This window comes from Streptomyces sp. NPDC048643, from assembly GCF_040650615.1.
Taxonomy (GTDB): domain Bacteria; phylum Actinomycetota; class Actinomycetes; order Streptomycetales; family Streptomycetaceae; genus Streptomyces.
The window spans coordinates 72,754-89,999 of the sequence record NZ_JBEZHO010000030.1 but is presented as its reverse complement, the minus strand read 5'-3'; the positions used below and the strand labels follow the sequence as shown (position 1 = coordinate 89,999).

16 protein-coding genes and 1 pseudogene are annotated in these 17,246 nt (G+C 73.5%); 7 read left to right on the top strand and 10 right to left on the bottom strand.

Annotated elements, in window-relative coordinates:
- Nucleotides 1-9 precede the first annotated feature (9 nt).
- Nucleotides 10-882: an NAD(P)-dependent oxidoreductase gene (locus AB0C62_RS26690; protein ID WP_362977228.1), complete on the top strand. Its 873-nt coding sequence runs from the start codon at nucleotides 10-12 to the stop codon at nucleotides 880-882.
- Here the strand turns inward: AB0C62_RS26690 and AB0C62_RS26685 are convergent.
- Entirely contained in the window at nucleotides 838-1,287 is a 450-nt protein-coding gene (locus tag AB0C62_RS26685) for a PPOX class F420-dependent oxidoreductase (protein WP_362977226.1), read from the bottom strand. The genes AB0C62_RS26690 and AB0C62_RS26685 overlap by 45 nt on opposite strands.
- Nucleotides 1,288-1,416: 129 nt before the next feature.
- On the opposite strand from AB0C62_RS26685, the gene AB0C62_RS26680 reads away from it, so the two are divergent.
- From AB0C62_RS26680 to AB0C62_RS26670, 3 genes are read left to right on the top strand one after another with little or no spacing between them, the layout of a single operon-like run.
- A complete protein-coding gene (locus AB0C62_RS26680) occupies nucleotides 1,417-1,998 on the top strand; it encodes a TetR/AcrR family transcriptional regulator (RefSeq protein WP_362977224.1) in 582 nt (193 codons plus the stop codon).
- Nucleotides 1,995-3,497: an MFS transporter gene (locus AB0C62_RS26675; RefSeq protein WP_362977222.1), complete on the top strand. Its 1,503-nt coding sequence runs from the start codon at nucleotides 1,995-1,997 to the stop codon at nucleotides 3,495-3,497. The genes AB0C62_RS26680 and AB0C62_RS26675 overlap by 4 nt, the downstream gene beginning before the upstream one ends.
- A 29-nt stretch (nucleotides 3,498-3,526) precedes the next feature.
- Nucleotides 3,527-4,753 (top strand): serine hydrolase domain-containing protein, encoded by a 1,227-nt coding sequence (locus tag AB0C62_RS26670; protein ID WP_362977220.1) that lies wholly within the window; start codon nucleotides 3,527-3,529, stop codon nucleotides 4,751-4,753.
- Between the two features lie 13 nt (nucleotides 4,754-4,766).
- On the opposite strand, the gene AB0C62_RS26665 is transcribed toward AB0C62_RS26670, so the two are convergent.
- The 3 genes from AB0C62_RS26665 to ribA all read right to left on the bottom strand — a co-directional run bounded on the left by AB0C62_RS26665 (nucleotide 4,767) and on the right by ribA (nucleotide 7,841).
- Nucleotides 4,767-6,002 carry an MFS transporter gene (locus tag AB0C62_RS26665; protein ID WP_362977218.1) on the bottom strand — a complete coding sequence of 412 codons (1,236 nt, stop codon included), beginning with the start codon at nucleotides 6,000-6,002 and terminating at the stop codon, nucleotides 4,767-4,769.
- A gap of 148 nt (nucleotides 6,003-6,150) precedes the next feature.
- The gene (locus AB0C62_RS26660; RefSeq protein ID WP_362977216.1) at nucleotides 6,151-7,137 is read right to left on the bottom strand and encodes an ornithine cyclodeaminase family protein; all 987 of its coding nucleotides are present in this window, start codon (nucleotides 7,135-7,137) and stop codon (nucleotides 6,151-6,153) included.
- The gene (gene ribA, locus AB0C62_RS26655; protein ID WP_362977214.1) at nucleotides 7,134-7,841 is read right to left on the bottom strand and encodes a GTP cyclohydrolase II; all 708 of its coding nucleotides are present in this window, start codon (nucleotides 7,839-7,841) and stop codon (nucleotides 7,134-7,136) included. The genes AB0C62_RS26660 and ribA overlap by 4 nt, the downstream gene beginning before the upstream one ends.
- Nucleotides 7,842-7,880: 39 nt before the next feature.
- On the opposite strand from ribA, the gene AB0C62_RS26650 reads away from it, so the two are divergent.
- Nucleotides 7,881-8,642: a creatininase family protein gene (locus tag AB0C62_RS26650; RefSeq protein WP_362977253.1), complete on the top strand. Its 762-nt coding sequence runs from the start codon at nucleotides 7,881-7,883 to the stop codon at nucleotides 8,640-8,642.
- Nucleotides 8,643-8,731: 89 nt separating this feature from the next.
- On the opposite strand, the pseudogene AB0C62_RS26645 reads toward AB0C62_RS26650, so the two are convergent.
- The 5 genes and pseudogenes from AB0C62_RS26645 to AB0C62_RS26625 all read right to left on the bottom strand — a co-directional run.
- Nucleotides 8,732-9,583, bottom strand: a pseudogene (locus AB0C62_RS26645) (lysylphosphatidylglycerol synthase transmembrane domain-containing protein); the annotation flags it as partial.
- Nucleotides 9,584-9,873: 290 nt separating this feature from the next.
- Nucleotides 9,874-10,821: a class I SAM-dependent methyltransferase gene (locus AB0C62_RS26640; protein ID WP_362977212.1), complete on the bottom strand. Its 948-nt coding sequence runs from the start codon at nucleotides 10,819-10,821 to the stop codon at nucleotides 9,874-9,876.
- The gene (locus AB0C62_RS26635) at nucleotides 10,818-11,969 is read right to left on the bottom strand and encodes a glycosyltransferase family 4 protein (protein WP_362977251.1); all 1,152 of its coding nucleotides are present in this window, start codon (nucleotides 11,967-11,969) and stop codon (nucleotides 10,818-10,820) included. The genes AB0C62_RS26640 and AB0C62_RS26635 overlap by 4 nt, the downstream gene beginning before the upstream one ends.
- Before the next feature lie 71 nt (nucleotides 11,970-12,040).
- Complete coding sequence (locus AB0C62_RS26630; RefSeq protein WP_362977210.1) at nucleotides 12,041-12,439, bottom strand: 6-carboxytetrahydropterin synthase; 399 nt, start codon at nucleotides 12,437-12,439, stop codon at nucleotides 12,041-12,043.
- A gap of 137 nt (nucleotides 12,440-12,576) precedes the next feature.
- On the bottom strand, nucleotides 12,577-13,557 hold the full coding sequence (locus tag AB0C62_RS26625; RefSeq protein ID WP_362977208.1) for a zinc-binding alcohol dehydrogenase: 981 nt from the start codon (nucleotides 13,555-13,557) through the stop codon (nucleotides 12,577-12,579).
- A gap of 106 nt (nucleotides 13,558-13,663) precedes the next feature.
- Here AB0C62_RS26625 and AB0C62_RS26620 point away from each other — a divergent pair, with 106 nt between their 5' ends.
- Nucleotides 13,664-14,497, top strand: a complete 834-nt coding sequence (locus tag AB0C62_RS26620; RefSeq protein ID WP_362977206.1) for a CDP-alcohol phosphatidyltransferase family protein — start codon at nucleotides 13,664-13,666, stop codon at nucleotides 14,495-14,497.
- Nucleotides 14,498-14,656: 159 nt separating this feature from the next.
- Here AB0C62_RS26620 and AB0C62_RS26615 read toward each other — a convergent pair whose 3' ends face one another.
- The gene (locus AB0C62_RS26615) at nucleotides 14,657-15,961 is read right to left on the bottom strand and encodes a hypothetical protein (RefSeq protein ID WP_362977204.1); all 1,305 of its coding nucleotides are present in this window, start codon (nucleotides 15,959-15,961) and stop codon (nucleotides 14,657-14,659) included.
- Nucleotides 15,962-16,221: 260 nt separating this feature from the next.
- On the opposite strand from AB0C62_RS26615, the gene AB0C62_RS26610 reads away from it, so the two are divergent.
- A complete protein-coding gene (locus AB0C62_RS26610; protein ID WP_362977202.1) occupies nucleotides 16,222-17,103 on the top strand; it encodes a DNA-3-methyladenine glycosylase 2 family protein in 882 nt (293 codons plus the stop codon).
- The last annotated feature ends 143 nt before the right edge of the window (nucleotides 17,104-17,246 follow it).

The following is a 17,246-nucleotide window of genomic DNA, read 5'->3' as shown; positions in this document are numbered from 1 at the left end:
CGGGCGGGCGTGCCCCTCGTCGTCTGGAACCGCACGGCCTCCCGGGCCGAGCCCCTGCGCGCCGAGGGGGCCGAGGTGGCGGCCGGCCCCTCCGAGGTCTTCGATCGGGCGGACACGGTCTTCCTCATGCTGGCCGACGAGGGCGCCGTCGACGCGGTCCTCGCCCGCGGGACGGACGGATTCGTGGCGCGCGTCGCCGGGCGCACCGTGGTCCACATGGGCACGACGTCACCGGAGTACTCGCGCGCCCTCGACGCCGACATCCGTGCCGTCGGCGGCCGGTACGCCGAGGCCCCCGTCTCAGGCTCGCGCGTTCCCGCCGAGGCGGGACGGCTGGTGGCGATGCTCGCCGGGGACCCGGTCACGGTCGAGGACGTACGCCCGCTGCTCGCACCTCTGTGCCAGGAGACGTTCGCGTGCGGAGCGGCGCCGAACGCCCTGCTGATGAAGCTGTCGGTGAACCTGTTCCTGATCACCCTGGTGACCGGCCTGACCGAGGCGTTCCACTTCGCCGACCGACAGGGCCTGGACCGGGGCCTGTTCCTGGACGTCCTGGACGCGGGCCCGATGGCCAGCGGGGTCTCCCGGATGAAGGCGCCGAAACTGCTGGACGGGGACTTCGCGGTGCAGGCCGCCGTCCAGGACGTCCTGAAGAACAACGAGTTGATCGCGCGGGCGGCTCGGCTCACCGGTCTGGCGTCGCCCCTGCTGGACGCCTGTCACGCCCTCTTCGCCGAGACCGTGGCACTCGGTCACGGGGACCTGGACATGGTCGCGGTGCTGCGGGCGATCGAGCACCGCACGGAGGCGGGCCCGGCACGGGGCGACGCCACACGGTCAGCGGGCGGGGATTCCGTAGGCCCGCTCCACGCGCAGGCGTAGGACGAGGCGGCGGTCGCGGACCATGGCCGCGCGGTAGTCGTCCCAGTCGGAGTGCTCGCCGAGGACGTCACGGTAGACGCGGATCAGCTCCTCGACCGTCTCGTCGTTCGGGTCGGCGGCGACGGGCGTCAGCTCGGCCGTGCCCTCGACCACCGTGTACGCCCAGCGGTCGTCGCTGGTCACGTGGTACGAGGCCCGCGGGTCCCGGCGGAGGTTGCGCGTCTTGGCCCGGTCGTCGGTGAGGGAGACGCGGATGACCCCCTCGTCGGGGTAGTAGACGTGGCTGACGTTGGACAACTGGGGCCGGCCGTCCTTCTTGAGGGTGACGAGTACGCCGCCCTTGTACGCGGAGAGCAGTTCGAGCAGGTCGTCCTGCGTCCCGTCCCGTTTCTCTTCAGCAGTCATGTCGGTGGCAACGCCCGGGGCCGGACGTCCCATTCCGCCCAACGGGCCGCACCACCCGTCCGGCCGTTCCCCGGTCCCGTTCACGGCCATCCGTAGACAGTGTCTACTCCATCCTGGTAGACAGTGTCTATGAGCGATCCGGAGACCGGCGGACTGAGGGCGCGCCTGATCGACGTGGGCGTCGACCTGGTGACGGAAGAGGGCGCGCAGGCGCTGACCCTGCGGGAGATCGCCCGCAGGGCGGGGGTGTCGCACGGTGCCCCGCGCCGCTACTTCCCGACCCACCTGGAACTGCTGTCCGCCATCGCGCAGCGCGGGTTCGGCGATCTCCAGGCGCGGGCCGCTGCGGTGGACGACGACGGCTCGGGCGACCCGCGGACCCGGCTCACCGCCCTCGCGACGGTCTATCTGGACTTCGCCCTGTCCCGGCGCGGCATGTACGAGCTGATGTTCCGTCACGACCTGCTGGAGAGCGATCGGTTGGGGCTGCGGGAGACGAGCCTTCCGCTGTTCGGGGTGCTGGTCGACCTCGTCGGTCGGGTGCGCCCGGAGGCCGACGCCCCGACCGTCGCGGGTGCCCTGTGGGCGAACCTGCACGGCATCGCCCAGCTGTGGGGGTGGGGCAGCCTGCAACTCAGCACCGGCGCGTCCGAGTTCACGCCGCTGCTGCGGGCCGCGCTCGACGCGCACCTCGGGCCGGAGGAGCGGTGAGCGCGGACCGCTCCGTGGGCGCCGGTCGGCGAACGGCGACCGCGGCCGCGCACCGCCGGGTCACGCTGGCGAGCAGCGTCGTCGGTGCGGTGATCGTCGCGCTCGACGGCACGGTCCTCACCGTCGCGCAACCCACTCTCCAGCGCGATCTGCACACCTCGTTCGCCCGGGTCCAGTGGACCAGCACCGGGTATCTCATCGCGGTGGCCGGGCTGTTGGTGTTCGCCGGACGGCTCGGGGACCGCCACGGCCATCAACGCGTCTTCGCCCTGGGCATGCTGGGCTTCGGCGTGGCGTCGGCGGGGATCGGCCTCGCTCCCGGGATCGGCTGGGTGATCGCGCTCCGGGTGGCGCAGGGTGTCTTCGGGGCGCTCCTGCAGCCGGCCACTCTCGGCATGCTGCGGGCCGCCTATCCGCCCGACCGGCTCGGGATGCCCATCGCGCTGCGGACCAGTGCCATCGGCGTCGCCGCGGCCTCCGGACCCCTCCTCGGCGGCGCGCTGGTCGGCCAGTTCGGCTGGCGGGCCGTCTTCACCCTCAACGTCCTTCCCGCGCTGGTGCTGGGCGTGCTGGCGCTGACGGTCCGGCCGCCGGTCGCCGTGGAGGCCGGCGGGGCCGGGAACGCGGGTGCGGAGGCGGGCGCAGGTGCGGGCGTGAGGACCGGCGGCCCCGCCGCGTCCGACGCCCTCGACGTGCCGGGCGCCTGCCTTCTGACGGTGACGCTGGTCGCCCTGGTCCACACCCTGGTCGCGATCCCCGACTCCGGCTGGACGGCGGCCACCGCGCTCGGCCTGACCGTGGTGGCCGTCGCCGGCGCCGCGTTCGTACGCCGGGAACGGCGTGCCGCGAGCCCGCTGGTGCCCCTCGACGTCCTCGGCTCGGCGACCGTCGGAGCGGCGCTCGGCATCCTGGTCGCCGCGTCCGCCGCCATGTTCGGCACCCTGTTCACCGCCAGCTACTTCCTCCAGCGCACCCTGACTCTCGACCCGCTGGAGACCGGTGTACGGGCCCTGCCGGGCGGCGTCATGATGGTGCTCGGCGCCCCCGTCGCCGCCGTCCTCCTGCGCAGGCTCGGCGCCCGTGCGACCACCCTGACCGGAACGCTCCTCCTCACCGCCGGTGTCCTGCTCCTGTCCCGGCTCGACACGACGTCGACCGCCGTGACCGTCGGCGCGGGCTTCATGCTGCTGGGAAGCGGTTTCGCCACCGTGATGGTCACCGCGACCGCGGTCGTCGTCCGGCAGGCGTCCGCTGGATCGGCCGGCGTGGCGGGCGGGCTGCAGCAGACGGCGATGAACGTCGGCCCCGTCCTCGGAATCGCGGCCGCCGCCACGCTGCTGACCGTGACACCCGGCTCCGTCGGCCTCCCCCTCGTCACGCTGGCGGCGATCTGCACGGCCGGAACACTGCTCGCGCTGCGGCTTCCTGGGCACAAGAACACCGTGAGCACCGCTCACCGGAGCCCGGACGACGCGGCTTCGGCCCGTACGGGACGATGAACGAGACAGGCGCAGCCCGGAGGAGAGCCATGGGACATCTGCGACAGGAAGTCGAACCGAGATCGGTCGGCCTCGACACCAAGGCGCTGGCCCGACTCGACCAGCACTTCACCCACATGGTCGACGACGGCCATCTGCCCGGCTATCTGGTCTGCGTCTCCCGGCACGGCAAGGTCGCCCACCTCACCACGTACGGACGGCGTGACCGCGAGGCCGGACTCCCGGTGGAGACCGACACGTTGTGGCGGATGTACTCCATGACCAAGCCGGTGACCTCGGTCGCCGCGCTGACGCTGGTCGAGGAGGGACGGCTCGGACTCGACGACCGTCTGTCCGACCATCTCCCGGCCTTCGCCGAACCACGCGTGTACGTCAGCGGTTCGGGATCCGGGACGGTCACACGGCCCGCCGAACAGCCCATCCTGATCCGGCACCTGCTCAGCCACACCGCCGGCCTGACCTTCGGCTTCTACCACGCACACCCCGTCGACGCGCTGTACCGGGACGCCGGTGTGGAGTCCTCGGTGGCGCCCGGCACCGACCTGGCCCGGACGTGCGAGGTGTACGCGGGGCTGCCCCTGCAGTTCGAGCCCGGCACCCGATGGAACTACTCCGTCGCCACGAACGTCCTCGGCCGCGTCATCGAGGTGGTGTCCGGCCAGGACCTCGACACCTTCCTCCACGAGCGGATCTTCCGTCCGCTCGACATGACGGACGCCGGCTTCCACGTCACCCCCGAACAGAGCGTCCGGCTGGCCCAGTTGTACGGGGAGGACGGCGAGGGCTGCATCCGGCCCATCGCCGGGCTGCCGTTGCGCGGCCGGCCCCGCTTCCTCTCCGGCAGCGGCGGGATGGTCGCGAGCGCCCACGACTACCACCGCTTCGCGGAGATGCTCCGCAGGCGCGGCGAACTCGACGGGGTTCGGCTGCTGCGCCCCGAGACCGTGGACATGATGGCGGCCAACCACCTGCCGGGCAACGCCGACCGCCGTAGCGTCGGCACCCCCTTCCACCAGGAGCCGGGCAACGCGGGCCTCGGCTTCGGCCTCGGTGTCTCGGTCGTACTCGACCCGGAGCTGACCCGGTCCCCCTCCAGCGAGGGCGCGTTCGGCTGGAGCGGCGTCGCCACCACCACTTTCTGGGTGGACCCGCGCAACGACCTCACGGTGCAGTTCCTGAGCCAGCTCCGCCCGACCGCCTCCCACTCGGTCTACCCCGAGCTCAAGCGCCTGGTGCACGAGGCCGTCCAGGGTTGACCGGCGTTCGACGTCAACCGGGCTGTCGATCGGCCCGGTTGACGCGGTAGACGTCCCGCACACACAGGTTGACCACCGTGGCGGCCACGATCACCCCCGCGCACACGAGGAGGACGTCCCGGTCGGACCAGGTGCCCGCGGCGAGCGCGGCGAGCAGGTAGCCGAGCGGAATCGCGAGGCGCTCGCCGATGCTGTTGAAGGAGCCTGCCCGACCCAACTCCTGCTCAGGTATGTGCAGTTGGAAGGCGGTCGTCCAGGCGACGATGGCGACGTCGAGGCCGATCCCGGCGAGCAGCGCCGCGACCAGCACGGCGGGCAGCGGGAGACCGAGTCCCATCGCCGTCAGCGGCAGGAAGAGCAGCGAGGTGGTGCTCACGGCGACGGCGAGCAGCCGGTACGGTTTCCACCACAGACAGACCAGCGCGCCCGCCAACAGGCCCAGCGCGAAGGCGCCTTGGACGAGGCCCCAGGAGCCGGCGCCGGAGTACAGCTCCGCCGCGAGAAGGGGCCCGAGCATCTGGAAGCCGGCCAGCCAGGCGGCGACCACGATCATTCCGGCCACGGTGTACGTCCACAGCCACGTCCGGGAGCGGAATCCGGTCCAGCCCGCGCGCAGATCGCTCAGGGCGCTGTGCACGCTGACGGGGGTCTCCAGGCGCAGTCCGTGCAGCAGCAGGGCCGCGATCAGGAAGGTGACGGCGTCCCAGGCCAGTGCCCATCCGGGTCCGCAGAGCGCGACGACGAGTCCGCCCACGACCGGGCCGAGCACCCGTACCGCGTTGCTCGGCAGCCTGACCAGCGCGTTGGCCTGTTGCAGGTGTTCGGCCGCGACCAGTTGGTTCACCACTCCCTGACCGGCGGGCACGGTGAACGCCATGGCGACGCCCGAGAGGAATCCGCAGGCGGCGATCGAGAGGGTCGAGGCCGCGCCGCAAAGCACCACGGCGGCGAGGGCGCCTTGGGCGGTCGCCGCGACGAGGTTGCCCGCCACCAGGATCCGGCTGCGGGACATCCGGTCCGCGAGGACCCCGCCGGCCAGCAGGAAGGCGACCGTGGGCACGGTGTTCGTGGCGAGCACCAGGCCGAGCGAGCCGGCCCCGCCCCCCTCCCCGATCACCGCGTAGGCGAGGGCGAGCGGCGCCATCGCCGTCCCCGTCGCCGAGATCAGGTTGGCGAGGACGAACCGGCGGAAGGCGGCGCTGCGCAGCGGCGCCGTCCGGGTCGTCGGCGGGCGCGCCGCGGTCTTCATCGTCCTCCCTCACCGACGACGCCGGGACACGGCCCGGCTCCGTCGATCGACTCCCTGTGCCGGGCGATCATACGAGGTCGGCCGCGGGACGCGAGGGCGGGCGGCGGATCCTCGGACCGGGGCCGCGGACCAGGGCGGCGTGCCGCCCTCAGGCCCCCGGCTCCGCCGCTCCCGCGGCGTGCACCACCGCCCACGCCGCCGCGGCGTCCTGGATCCCGAGGCCCGTGCTGTTGTGGAAGAGGATGTCCTCGGGGTGCGTGCGGCCGGGGTGGCGGCCGGTGAGGACGGCGCCGAGCGGGACCAGGTCGTCGACGGTCAGGCGTCCCTCCCGCAGGGCGTCCACCACCGGGCCGGCGTGTTCGGCCGCCGTGGCCGGATCGTCGACGACGACCGCGGCGGCCCGGCGGAGCACCTCGGCGTCGACCTCGCTGCGGCCGGGTTCGAAGGAGCCGACGCTGACGACCGTGCAGCCGGGGGTCAGCCAGGCGCCCCGGACGACCGGGGTGGCGCTGAGGGTGCAGGCGGCGACCATCGGCAGGCCGGTGACGGCCTCCTCGGGCGAGCCGACCGCCTCGACCGGGACGCCGAGTTCGGCGGTGAGACGCGCCGCCGCCGTGGCGCGGCGGCCGGGGTGCGGGCTCCACAGGCGTACGGACCGCAGGTCGCGCACCAGGGCGACGGCCCGGGCGTGGGCGAGGGCCTGGGTTCCGGAGCCGAGGAGGCCCAGTTCCGCGCTGTCGGGGCGGGCCAGGACGTCGAAGGCGACGGCACTGGCCGCGGCGGTGCGCAGGGTCGTCACCGCGGTGCCGTCCAGGACGGCGACGACCTGGCCGGTGACCGGGTCGAGCACGGTGACGACCGCGTGGACGGTGGGCAGCCCGGCCGCCGCGTTGGCCGGGTTGACGCTGCCGATCTTGGCGACCGCCCCGGTGTCCGCGGACAGCCGCGCCAGGTAGGCGAAGACCACGCTGTCGTCGAAGCGGCTGGGATGCATGATCTTGCCGGGCAGTTCCGCGGTGCCGTCACCGAGCGCGGTGAAGGCCGCGCGCTGCGAGGCGATCGCCGCGTCGGTGTCCAGCAGCGCGCTCACCCGCTCGCGCGAGAGGAACAGCGGGCCTGGGTCGTCGTGTGTCATTCCTCAGTGATGACCGTTTTCGCCGACCCGCAAAAGATCGCCTTCGCCCATTCGTCGCCGTCGAGGTGCGGGAGGTAGTGGTCGAGGCGCTCGCGCTTGGTCAGCAGATAGGTGAGGTTGTCCTCGCACGGCGGTATCAGCAGGGGCACCTGCTCGGCGACCTTGATGCCGTGCCGCACCAGAGACTCGCGCTTGCGCGGGTTGTTCGACAGCAGCCGCACGGACCGTACGCCGAGGTCGTGCAGCATCTGCGCCGCCACCCCGTAGTCGCGGGCGTCCACCGGCAGGCCGAGGGCGAGGTTGGCCTCGACGGTGTCGAGGCCCTCCGCCTGGAGCTTCATCGCCTTCAGCTTGGCGAGCAGACCGATGCCCCGGCCCTCGTGGCCCCGCAGGTAGACGAGGACACCGCGGCCCTCGGCGACGATCGCCCGCAGTGCGGCGGCGAGTTGGGGCCCGCACTCGCAGTGCTGCGAGCCGAACGCGTCACCGGTCAGGCATTCCGAATGCAGCCGGGTGAGCACATCGCCTTCCCGCACGGCGTCCAAGTCGCCGTAGACGAGGACGACTTGTTCCTCGCCCCGGTCGTGGTCGAGGTAGCCGACGGCCTGGAAGTCGCCGTATTCGGTGGGCAGGGGGGCAATCACGACTCGTTCGACACCTGTGAGGTGGGCATTCCCGCCGAGTACGCCAAAGTTATCTGTCATGATCTGGTTCCTAAGCAGAGTCGAAAGGGCCGTGAAAACATGAGTGGTTCGGGAACGCGCTCGACGGTGTCCGGTGTACTGCCGCTGGACACCACGGAGGATGTCCGCGCACGGGGGGCCGGTGTCCCCCGTCAGGTCGCCGTTCTTCCCGTCGGCAGTCTCGAACAGCACGGGGCCCATTTGCCGTTGACGACCGACACGCTCGTCGCGTGCGCCGTGGCCCGGGAGATCGCGGACGCCTACCCGGTGCAGCTCCTTCCCCCGGTGACGATCTCCTGCTCGCACGAGCACGCCGCCTGGCCGGGCACGGTGAGCATCTCCGCGGTCACCCTGTACGCGGTGGTCCGCGACATCGCCGCGTCGTTGCGGCGCTCGGGCGTCGACACCCTGGTGGTGGTCAACGGCCACGGCGGGAATTACGTGCTGGGGAATGTCGTGCAGGAATCCGCGGGCACCGGTACGCGTATGGCGCTTTTCCCCGTCGCGGAGGACTGGGAGGGCGCCTGCGAACAGGCCGGTGTGCAGACCTCGTTGCTCAGCGACATGCACGCGGGAGAAATCGAGACGTCCATTCTCCTGCACGCTCATCCGGAATGCGTCAAAGACGGTTATGAGGCCTCCGATTTCGTCGCCGACGACCGTCGGCATCTGCTCACGCTCGGCATGTCCGCCTATACCGAGTCCGGGGTCATCGGCCGTCCCTCGATGGCGTCCGCCGAGAAGGGCAGGGCGCTCCTGGCCGGGCTGACCGAGGCCTTCGGCGCGTACTTCGCTCTGGTGACGTCCGAGACGCTGCACTGATCACGTCCTTCCGCGTTCTCCTCGCGGGGGCGCCGCAGCGCGGCTCCCCACCGGACGACCAGGACCACGGCGCCGGGCAGGCTCGCCGCGAAGCTCAGGACGCCGTAGATCACGGCGACGGTGAGGCCCATGCCGGCACCGAGCCCGGCGGCACCGAACGCCCAGGCGGTGACGCCCTCGCGAGGACCCCAGCCGCCGATGTTCAGCGGCAGTCCCATGGCGAGCAGGGCCAGCAGGGCGAGCGGCAGCAGTCGGGTGACGGACGCGTCGGACCCGGCCGCCCGGGCCGCCAGCACGAACATCGCCAGGTGTCCGGCGAGCACCAGAACCGACGACAGCGTCACGCCGGGCCAACTGCGCCGGGCCAGCAGGGCGCCCCGCGCCTCGGTGAGAGCGACGCGGACGGCGCCGTACCGGGTGGCGGAGGCCGGGGCCCGGCCCTTGCGGACGGCTCCGACGGTCACCACCCCGCACACCGAGACGACGGCGAGCAGCAGGGCCGACTCCCGGGACTGGGTGAGCACGGGCGAGGGCTGGGTGAGCAGCACCACCGCGCCGACGGCGACCAACACGGCCTGTCCCGCAGTGCGTTCGATGACCACCGCGCGCACGCCCCGGCCGATGTCGCCGGCGCTCTGTCCGTGCCGTACTGCCCGGTGCACGTCGCCGAGGACACCGCCGGGCAGCGCGGCGTTCAGGAACAGCGCGCGGTAGTAGTCCGCGACGGCCGCGCCGAGCGGGAGCCGGATGCGCAGTTCGCGCGCGACGAGGCACCACCGCCAGGCGCTGAACGCCGTGGTGAGCAGCCCGATCCCGATCGCCGCCATGAGCGTCGTCCCGTCGATCCGTCGCAACCCGTCGAGGAACACTCCTGTACCCAGTCGCCAGAGCAGCACACCGAGGATGAGGACACCGACGACCGTGCCGAGATGCCTGCGCATCCGGCGGACGGCGTCCCGGGCACGCGGCCCGGGGTCCGGCTCGGTCTCGTCCGGGAGGCTGTCGGCAGGGGACGGCCCGGGGACGCTCACCGGCGTCGCGGTGCCCGCCGACGCGGAGGCCGCGTCGGCCGGTCCCGTGCGGGCCGGCCGGACCGCCGGCGCGTGCACCCCGCCGACACCGCCGACAGGTTTCACCGCCACGCTGTTCACCGCGACCGCGGCCGCGTCCGCGGGAACCGGAGTTGCCGGTACGGCAGCCCCGGGCGCGCTCACCGTCTCCAGGCCGGCACTCACCGCGCACCCCCGTTGCCCCGGGGCAGCGCCAGGACGTCGCTGTGGTGCACGAGAACGCTCAACTCCCCCGCGGCGCACGCCTCCAGGCGGGCGCTCAGGTAGGACTCGGCGCGTTCCGCGAGTTCGGGGCGCTGCTCGACCGCCGCGCCGACCCAGCCGCGCAGCCACTCCGCGGTCAGATCGGCCTGGTCGGGGCCGAGCCGCCAGGGGCTGGGATGGGCGCGCACCGTCGCCCCGTACCGGCCGAAGGCCTCGCAGGCCGCCGTGACGGCCTCGGGGCCGAGCCGGTCGCCGCGCCGCTGGTGGGCGTTGAACGCCTCGCCGATCTCGGCGTCCAGCGGGTCGGCCGGGGAGAGTTCGACGCGGCCGACGACGGACAGGGTCAGCAGGGCGGGCACCCCGGCGCCGGTACAGGCCGCCGCGAGCCGGTCGATCTCCTCGCCGGTGAGCACGTCGAGCAGGGCCGAGGCGGTCACCAGGGACGCTCCGGCGAGAGCGTCAGCGGTCAGTCGGCCGATGTCGCCGCGCTGGGTGGTGACGCCGACGTGGCTGCCGTCGGCCGCCGCGCGGGGCGCCCCCACCGTGGCGAAGTGCAGCAGGTACGGGTCCCGGTCGTGCAGGATCCAGTGCTGGGCGCCGTCGAGCCGGGGCGCCAGCCAGCGGCCCATCGAGCCGGTGCCGCAGCCGAGGTCGTGGATCACCAGGTCGCCGCCGCGCACCGGCCGGTTGGCCAGCCGGACGCGCAGCGGGTCGAGCAGGTCCGCCGCGCGGGCCGCGGCGTCGGCGGGTTCACGCAGCCGGAGCCACTGGGGCGCGTAGCGCGGCACCTCGTCGGCGCCGGACTCCGCCCCTGGCTGACCGGGCACGCCCGTCCTCACCTTCTCCTCGGGCTCCTCGGGCGTGCCGGAATCCGGCCCGCCCGTGGACGTCGTCGGGGCACTCATGCGGCCCTCCGGGGTGCGTCGGGCAGCCGGCCGAGCACTCCGGCCAGGCTGCGCGCGGTGGTCGCCCAGCCGTCGAGCGCGGCGCGCCGCCCGCGGGCGGCGGCCTTCAGCCGGCGGCGCACATCGGCCTCGCCGAACCAGCCGCGCAGTTCGGCGGCGAGTGCCCCCGGGTCCTCCGGCGGTACGAGGATGCCGGGCACCCCGCCGTCGGGCGCGCGGCCGACCGCCTCGGGAAGGCCGCCGACGTCGGTGGCGAGCACCGGAATGCCGCGCGCCAGCGCCTCGGTGACGGCCATGCCGTACGTCTCGGCGTACGAGGTGAGGACCATGAGGTCGGCGGCGGCGTAGCTGGCGTCGAGTTCGGCTCCGGCCTGCGGGCCCGCCAGGTGGAGGCGGTCACCGAGGCCGTACTGGGCGATCAGGGAGCGCAGATGGGCGACGTAGGCCGGGTCTTGGGCGAGTCCGCCGACGCAGACGCAGCTCCAGGGCAGGTCGGTGACGGTCGCGAGGGCTTCGACGAGCCGGTGCTGGCCCTTGCGGGGGGTGACCGCGGCGACGCACAGCAGCCGTGAGACACCGTCCGTGCCGGAGGCGAGCGGCGCGATGTCGGCGCCGGGGGCGGCGACGTGGACGCGGTCGGGGGCGAGGCCGTGGTGGGCGACGAGCCGGCGGACGGCCCAGTCACTGGTGGCGACGACGGCCGACACGGCCCGCAGAGTGGTGCGTTCCCGGGCGTCCAGGTCGGCGGCGACGGCGGGCGGGAGCCCGGTCTCGTCGCCGAGCGGCAGGTGCACCAGCACGACCAGCCGCAGCCGGTCGGCCTCGGGGACGACGATCTCCGGGACCCCGCAGGCGACCAGACCGTCGAGGAGGACGACCGTGCCGTCGGGCAGGTCGGCGAGCGTGCGGGAGAGTTCCGTGCGGGCCGCGACGCCGGGGCGGGGCCACTCACCGGGGACGGCGTGCCGGTGGACCTGCCAGCCGAAGCCGGGCAGGTCCAGGCAGAGCCGGCGGTCGTAGGCGTTGCCGCCGCTCGGCGCCGCCGGGTCGTCGACACCGCCGGGCATGACGAAGTGCACGGAGCGCAGGGACATGGGGATGATCTCGGCGTTCTTCAGAGCCGTGTGCTGCACGGGCACGTAGTTCAGGGCGCCGTCGGGTCCCGGCGTCACGGTGCCGTGTCCGGCCCGCGGGGTCGTCTTGTCGAGGATCACGTCGGTCACAGCGCACGCTCGTAACTCGCCCAGGCGATGTGCGACTCGTGGAGGGTGACGGTGATGCCGGTCAGGCCGCGGGCACCCTCGCCGAGCCCGCCCGCGTGGACCCGGGCGGCGAGCCGGTCCGCGATGACCTTGGCGAGGAACTCGGTCGAGGTGTTGGTGTCCTTGAAGTCCGGCTCGCTGTCGAGGTTGCGGTAGTTCAACTCGCTCACGAGGGCGCCGAGTTCCTGCGTCGCGAGCCCGATGTCGACGACGATGTTGTCGTCGTCGAGCTCGGGGCGGCGGAAGGTGGCGTCCACCAGGAACGTCGCTCCGTGCAGGCGCTGCGCGGGTCCGAAGACCTCGCCACGGAAGCTGTGGGCGATCATCAGGTGATCGCGGACGGTGATGCTGAACAACGGACGACCCTCCAGGTGCGGTACGTCTGATCCTCTGCCGGGATCACGTCTTCTAGTACGGGTACCCCGCGCACCGTGTTCAGCCGCCGGTCGCCCTTTCTTCGGAGTCGCCGGAGGTCAGGCCGGTTTCGGTCGGCTCAAACCTCGTCGTAGGCGACGCGGTGACACAGCGCGGGGATCGATCCGGAGGCGAGTTTCCCCATCACGTCGGGGAGTTCGGAGAAGGCGCACTCTCCGGTGATCAGGGCGTCGAAGGCCGGTTCCGCGAGGAGTTCCAGGGCGAGGGCGAGCCGGTCGGCGTAGGTCCGTCCGGCCCGGCCGGAGGGGGAAACGGAACCGACCTGGCTGCTGCGCAGGGTCAGTCGCCGGGAGTGGAAGGCCTCCCCGAGCGGCAGGCTGACCCGGCGGTCGCCGTACCAGCTCAGTTCGATGACGGTGCCCTCCCGGGCGAGGAGTTCCAGGGAGCGGGTGAGGCCGGCCTCGGTGGCGCTGGCGTGCACGACGAGGTCGCACTCGCCCGCCGCGTCCCCGGGGAGCGCGAAGCCGACGCCGAGGGCGCGGGCGACGGCGGCGCGTTCCGGGTCGGCGTCGACGAGCTGGACCCGTACGCCGGGGAACCGGGCGAGGAGGGCCGCGACCGAGCAGCCGACCATGCCGCCGCCGACGACGGCGATCCGGTCCCCGATCAGCGGGGCGGCGTCCCACAGGGCGTTGACCGCGGTCTCGACCGTGCCGGCGAGGATCGCGCGGGACGCGGGCACGGAGTCGGGCACGACGGTCACGGCGCTCGCCGGGACGACGTAGTGCGTCTGGTGCGGGTAGAGGCAGAAGACGGTGCGCCCGAGGAGCGGTTCGGGTCCTTCCTCGACCCGGCCGACGTTCAGGTAGCCGTACTTCACGGGTGCGGGGAAGTCCCCCTCCTGGAAGGGCGCGCGCATCGAGGCGTGCTGGTTCTCCGGGACTCCGCCGCGGAACACCAGGGTCTCCGTGCCCCTGCTGACCCCGGAGTACAGCGTGCGCACCAGCACCTCTCCGTCACCGGGAGGGGACAGGAGTGTCGGTCGGATCTCTCCGTGGCCGGGTTCGGCGAGCCAGAAGGCGCGAGCCGTGCGTTCCATGAGCGTCCCCCTGAACGATTCAGCAGATCTTCACGTACGGACCAGTGACAAGCCGCGGACGGTACGCGGCGTTGATCGACTCTGTCACACGGCCGGAGGATGTGCGGTGGCCCTGAACAACACGTACGGCGCGAGGCTCCCCCAACAGGAGACCATGGTGGGGGCCGGGGTGCAGCTTCTCCTGCTGGTGCTGCTGGGCACGGTGATAGGCATGGGGCCCGCGGGCTGGCTGAGCGGTCTGGCCTTCGGGATCGCGACCTGGGCGGTGCTCACCCGCGCCCTGCGGCGCACGCGGCCCCGCTCCTTCGGACCGGCCAACCGCGTCACGCTCGGCCGCGCGATCCTGGTGGGCGGTGTCACCGCGCTCGTCGCGGACTCCTTCCGGAGTTCGCCGCCGGTGAGCCTGCTCGTCGGCCTGACGGCGGTCGCCCTGATCCTCGACGGTGTCGACGGCAAGGTCGCCCGGCGGACCGGCACGTCGTCCGCCCTGGGCGCCCGCTTCGACATGGAGGTGGACGCGTTCCTGATCCTGGTCCTGAGCGTGTACGTCGCGATGTCGCTCGGACCGTGGGTGCTGCTGATCGGCACCATGCGCTACGTGTTCGTCGCGGCGGCCCGGGTGCTGCCGTGGCTGAACGCGGCGCTGCCGCCGAGCATGGCCCGCAAGACGGTGGCGGCGCTGCAGGGCGTGGTGCTGCTGGTCGCGGGCGCCGGGGTCCTGCCGTACGGGGTGACGGCGGCGGCCGTGGCGCTGGCGCTCGGCTCGCTGGTCTGGTCGTTCGGCCGCGACATCGTGTGGCTGTGGCGGCACGGCGCGCGGCCGCCCGTGGAGCGGGCCGCGCGCGTCGAGCGGCGGCCCCGCCACCTGGTCGGCGCCACGGCGACGGGCCCGGTCGCGGCTCCGCGCCCGGTCGCCCCGACGACCCGCACGGCGGCCTGACCGCCGACCGGCCCGCGCCCGCGGCCGGCTCCGGGCCCGTGGTCCGCTCCGGACCGTGGTCCACTCACGACCCCGCGAGGGTCCGGCCGTGCTCCGGTCCGACCAGCGATGCCGTCCGACCCGTGATCCGGTCCGAGGGCGTGATGCGGCAGGGATGGTTCAGTAGGTGATCACCGCGTCGCGCACGGTGTGACGGTCCGTGCGGCCGCCGGTGGCCGCGGCGAAGCCGACCAGCACGTTCCGCGGGAGAGTGACGTCGGCGTCGACGACCCGCGTGCCGTCCACGGCGACCCGCAGATGCCCCGACCCCGTCACGGACACGTCCAGGGCATGGGTACCGGTCCGCAGGCCGGGCAGGGCGGCCGAGGTGGCGGCGTACCGCAGCGGGGAGCCCGCTCCGCCGACGGCCACCCCGGCGAACCCGGCAGCCGGCTCACCGGTGTTGCGATGGGTGTCGAGGGTGACGGCGATGCCCGGCAGACCCGCGGAGCCGAGGCCCCCGCCGCCCGCGCCGAGCGCCGTCGGAGTCGCCTTGGCGGCGTCGAGAAGAAGCAGCGCGAGCCCGTCCCCGCCGGTGCCGCCGCCGAGTTGTGCGGTGTAGCGAGCGCGCAGCCGCGCCGACGGTACGGCGCCCGCCTGGACGGCGGATCCCCTGGCGTCGCGCACGGCGTCGGTGAGCACGAGGTCGGTGCCGGACTGCGTGGCGGAACCGTTGCGGGTCCAGCCGTTCGGACCGGGCGGCGCCACCGCGTAGGAGGCAGCCGTGATGACCGTGTCGCGGACGGCGTGGTTGTCGGTCTTGCCGCCGTTGGCGCCGGTGAAGACAGGCATGGCCGTCGGAGGCAGCGCGGGGACGGTCGCGGTCAGCAGCCGGGCACCGTCCATCCAGACGGACAGGGTCTTCCCGGAGACGGCGATCGCGACGGCGTGCGGGCCCGAGCGGAGGTCCGGCACACTGGCGGACGTCGTCGCGAGGGTACGGGAGCTGGCGCTCGTGGCGCTCGTGACGCCGATGAAGTTGGCCGACGGGTCACCGCTGTTGCGGTGGGTGTCGAAGGTGATCGCCACCCCGGGCTTCCCGGCCCAGCCGAGCCCGCCGCCGGCCGCGCCGAGGGCCGTGGGGGTGGCCCGGGCCGGATCGAGCAGGCCGAAGGTGAGGCCGTCGCCGCCGCTGCCGCCGCCGATGACGGTGGAGAACGCGGCCTTGAGGCCGTCGGTGACCACCGGGACCGGGAACACCGCCGAGCCGGCCTGGTGTGCCACGGTCCGGGTGAGCTGCAGGTCGGCGCCGGAGAGCCGGGCGGACCCGTTGTGTGTCCACCCGCCGGCTCCGGGCGCCGGGACGGTGACCCGGCCGGGCTCCGCAGCCGGTGCGGGCACCGTGCCGGCGGCGGAGAGCAGCAGGCAGCCCGTCACCAGGGCGAGGAGCCGGTTCGTGGTCCGCCGAGCGCGCGGGCTGAGCATGTCTCCACCTCGGTGCGTGAGTAAGGGGAGCGGCGGCCGGGAGGCCCCGCACGCGATCATGGTCGGCACCCCGGCCCGATATTCGTACGAACCCGGTGCGGGGGCCGGGCATGGTTCACCCCGACGGGCCAAGACGGCTCGGCCGCTCCGCCGCGACCGGTGCGAGGCCCCGTTCGGATTGGTTGACGGGATGTGTCAGGTATTGCCGTCACAGTGGTGCGCGTCGACACGGTGAGCGTGTCCCCAGCGGGAGGTCGGACATGGCGCGGCACGAGATCACGTACGAGGTGAGGGGTCCCTGGTCCCTGGAGAGCAGCCGGGAGTTCTGGGAGGAGATGGCACCGGTGCCCCCGGCCGGGGCGGCGGGCACGGAAGGGACGCTGCGGACGGTCTTCCCCGCGGACGCCGACTGGCGGCGCGTCACCGCGGAGGTCACGCAGTCCGGCTCCGCCGCCGGGATCGTGGTCACCGGGGACGGCGACCTGGACGCGGCCGCGGAGCAGGTGGTCCGCTTCCTCTCCCTGGACGTCGACGCCCGTGGCTGGCCCGCCGTCGGCGACCGGGACCCGGTGATCGGCGGGATCCAGGCACGCAGGCCGGGACTTCGCCCGTGCGGCTTCCACTCCCCGTACGAGGCGGCCGCGTGGGCGGTGCTGACGCAGCGCACCGGGAGGACGGCGGCCAGGGGCGCACGGGCCGACATCGTCGCGCGGCTCGGCGACGGCGGGGCGTTCCCGTCGCCCGAGCGGCTGCTCGGTCTGGACGTCGAACTGCCCTGGCGCAAGACCGAGTACCTGCACGCCGTCGCCGGCGCCGCGCTGGACGGGGAGTTGGACGGGGCCGAACTGCGGGCCCTGGAACCGGAGGAGGCCATGCGCCGGGTCCGGCAGGTCAAGGGGCTCGGCGCCTTCGCCGCCGAACTCGTCGTCGTCCGGGGTGCCGGACACCCGGACGTGCTGCCCACGCAGGAGCGGAGGCTGGCCGCGGAGATCGAGGAACAGTACGGGCCCGGGCGCGATCCGGCCGTGATCGCGGAGGACTGGCGGCCCTTCCGCACCTGGGCCGCGCTCCATCTGCGGGTCCTGCGGGCCGAACGGCTCGACGCCGACGGGCACCGGCCGGCGCGGACCCGCGCGACGTGACCGGTGGTCCCGCTTTCGACACGACTCCGCCGAAATCGGGCGCACTTGCGCACTTCACGACCTGCCCCGGCCGAGAACAAACATCAACTGGCTAGACTACGACCCCTTGTGCACGTGATCGCGCCACGCGCGAGCAATGCCGT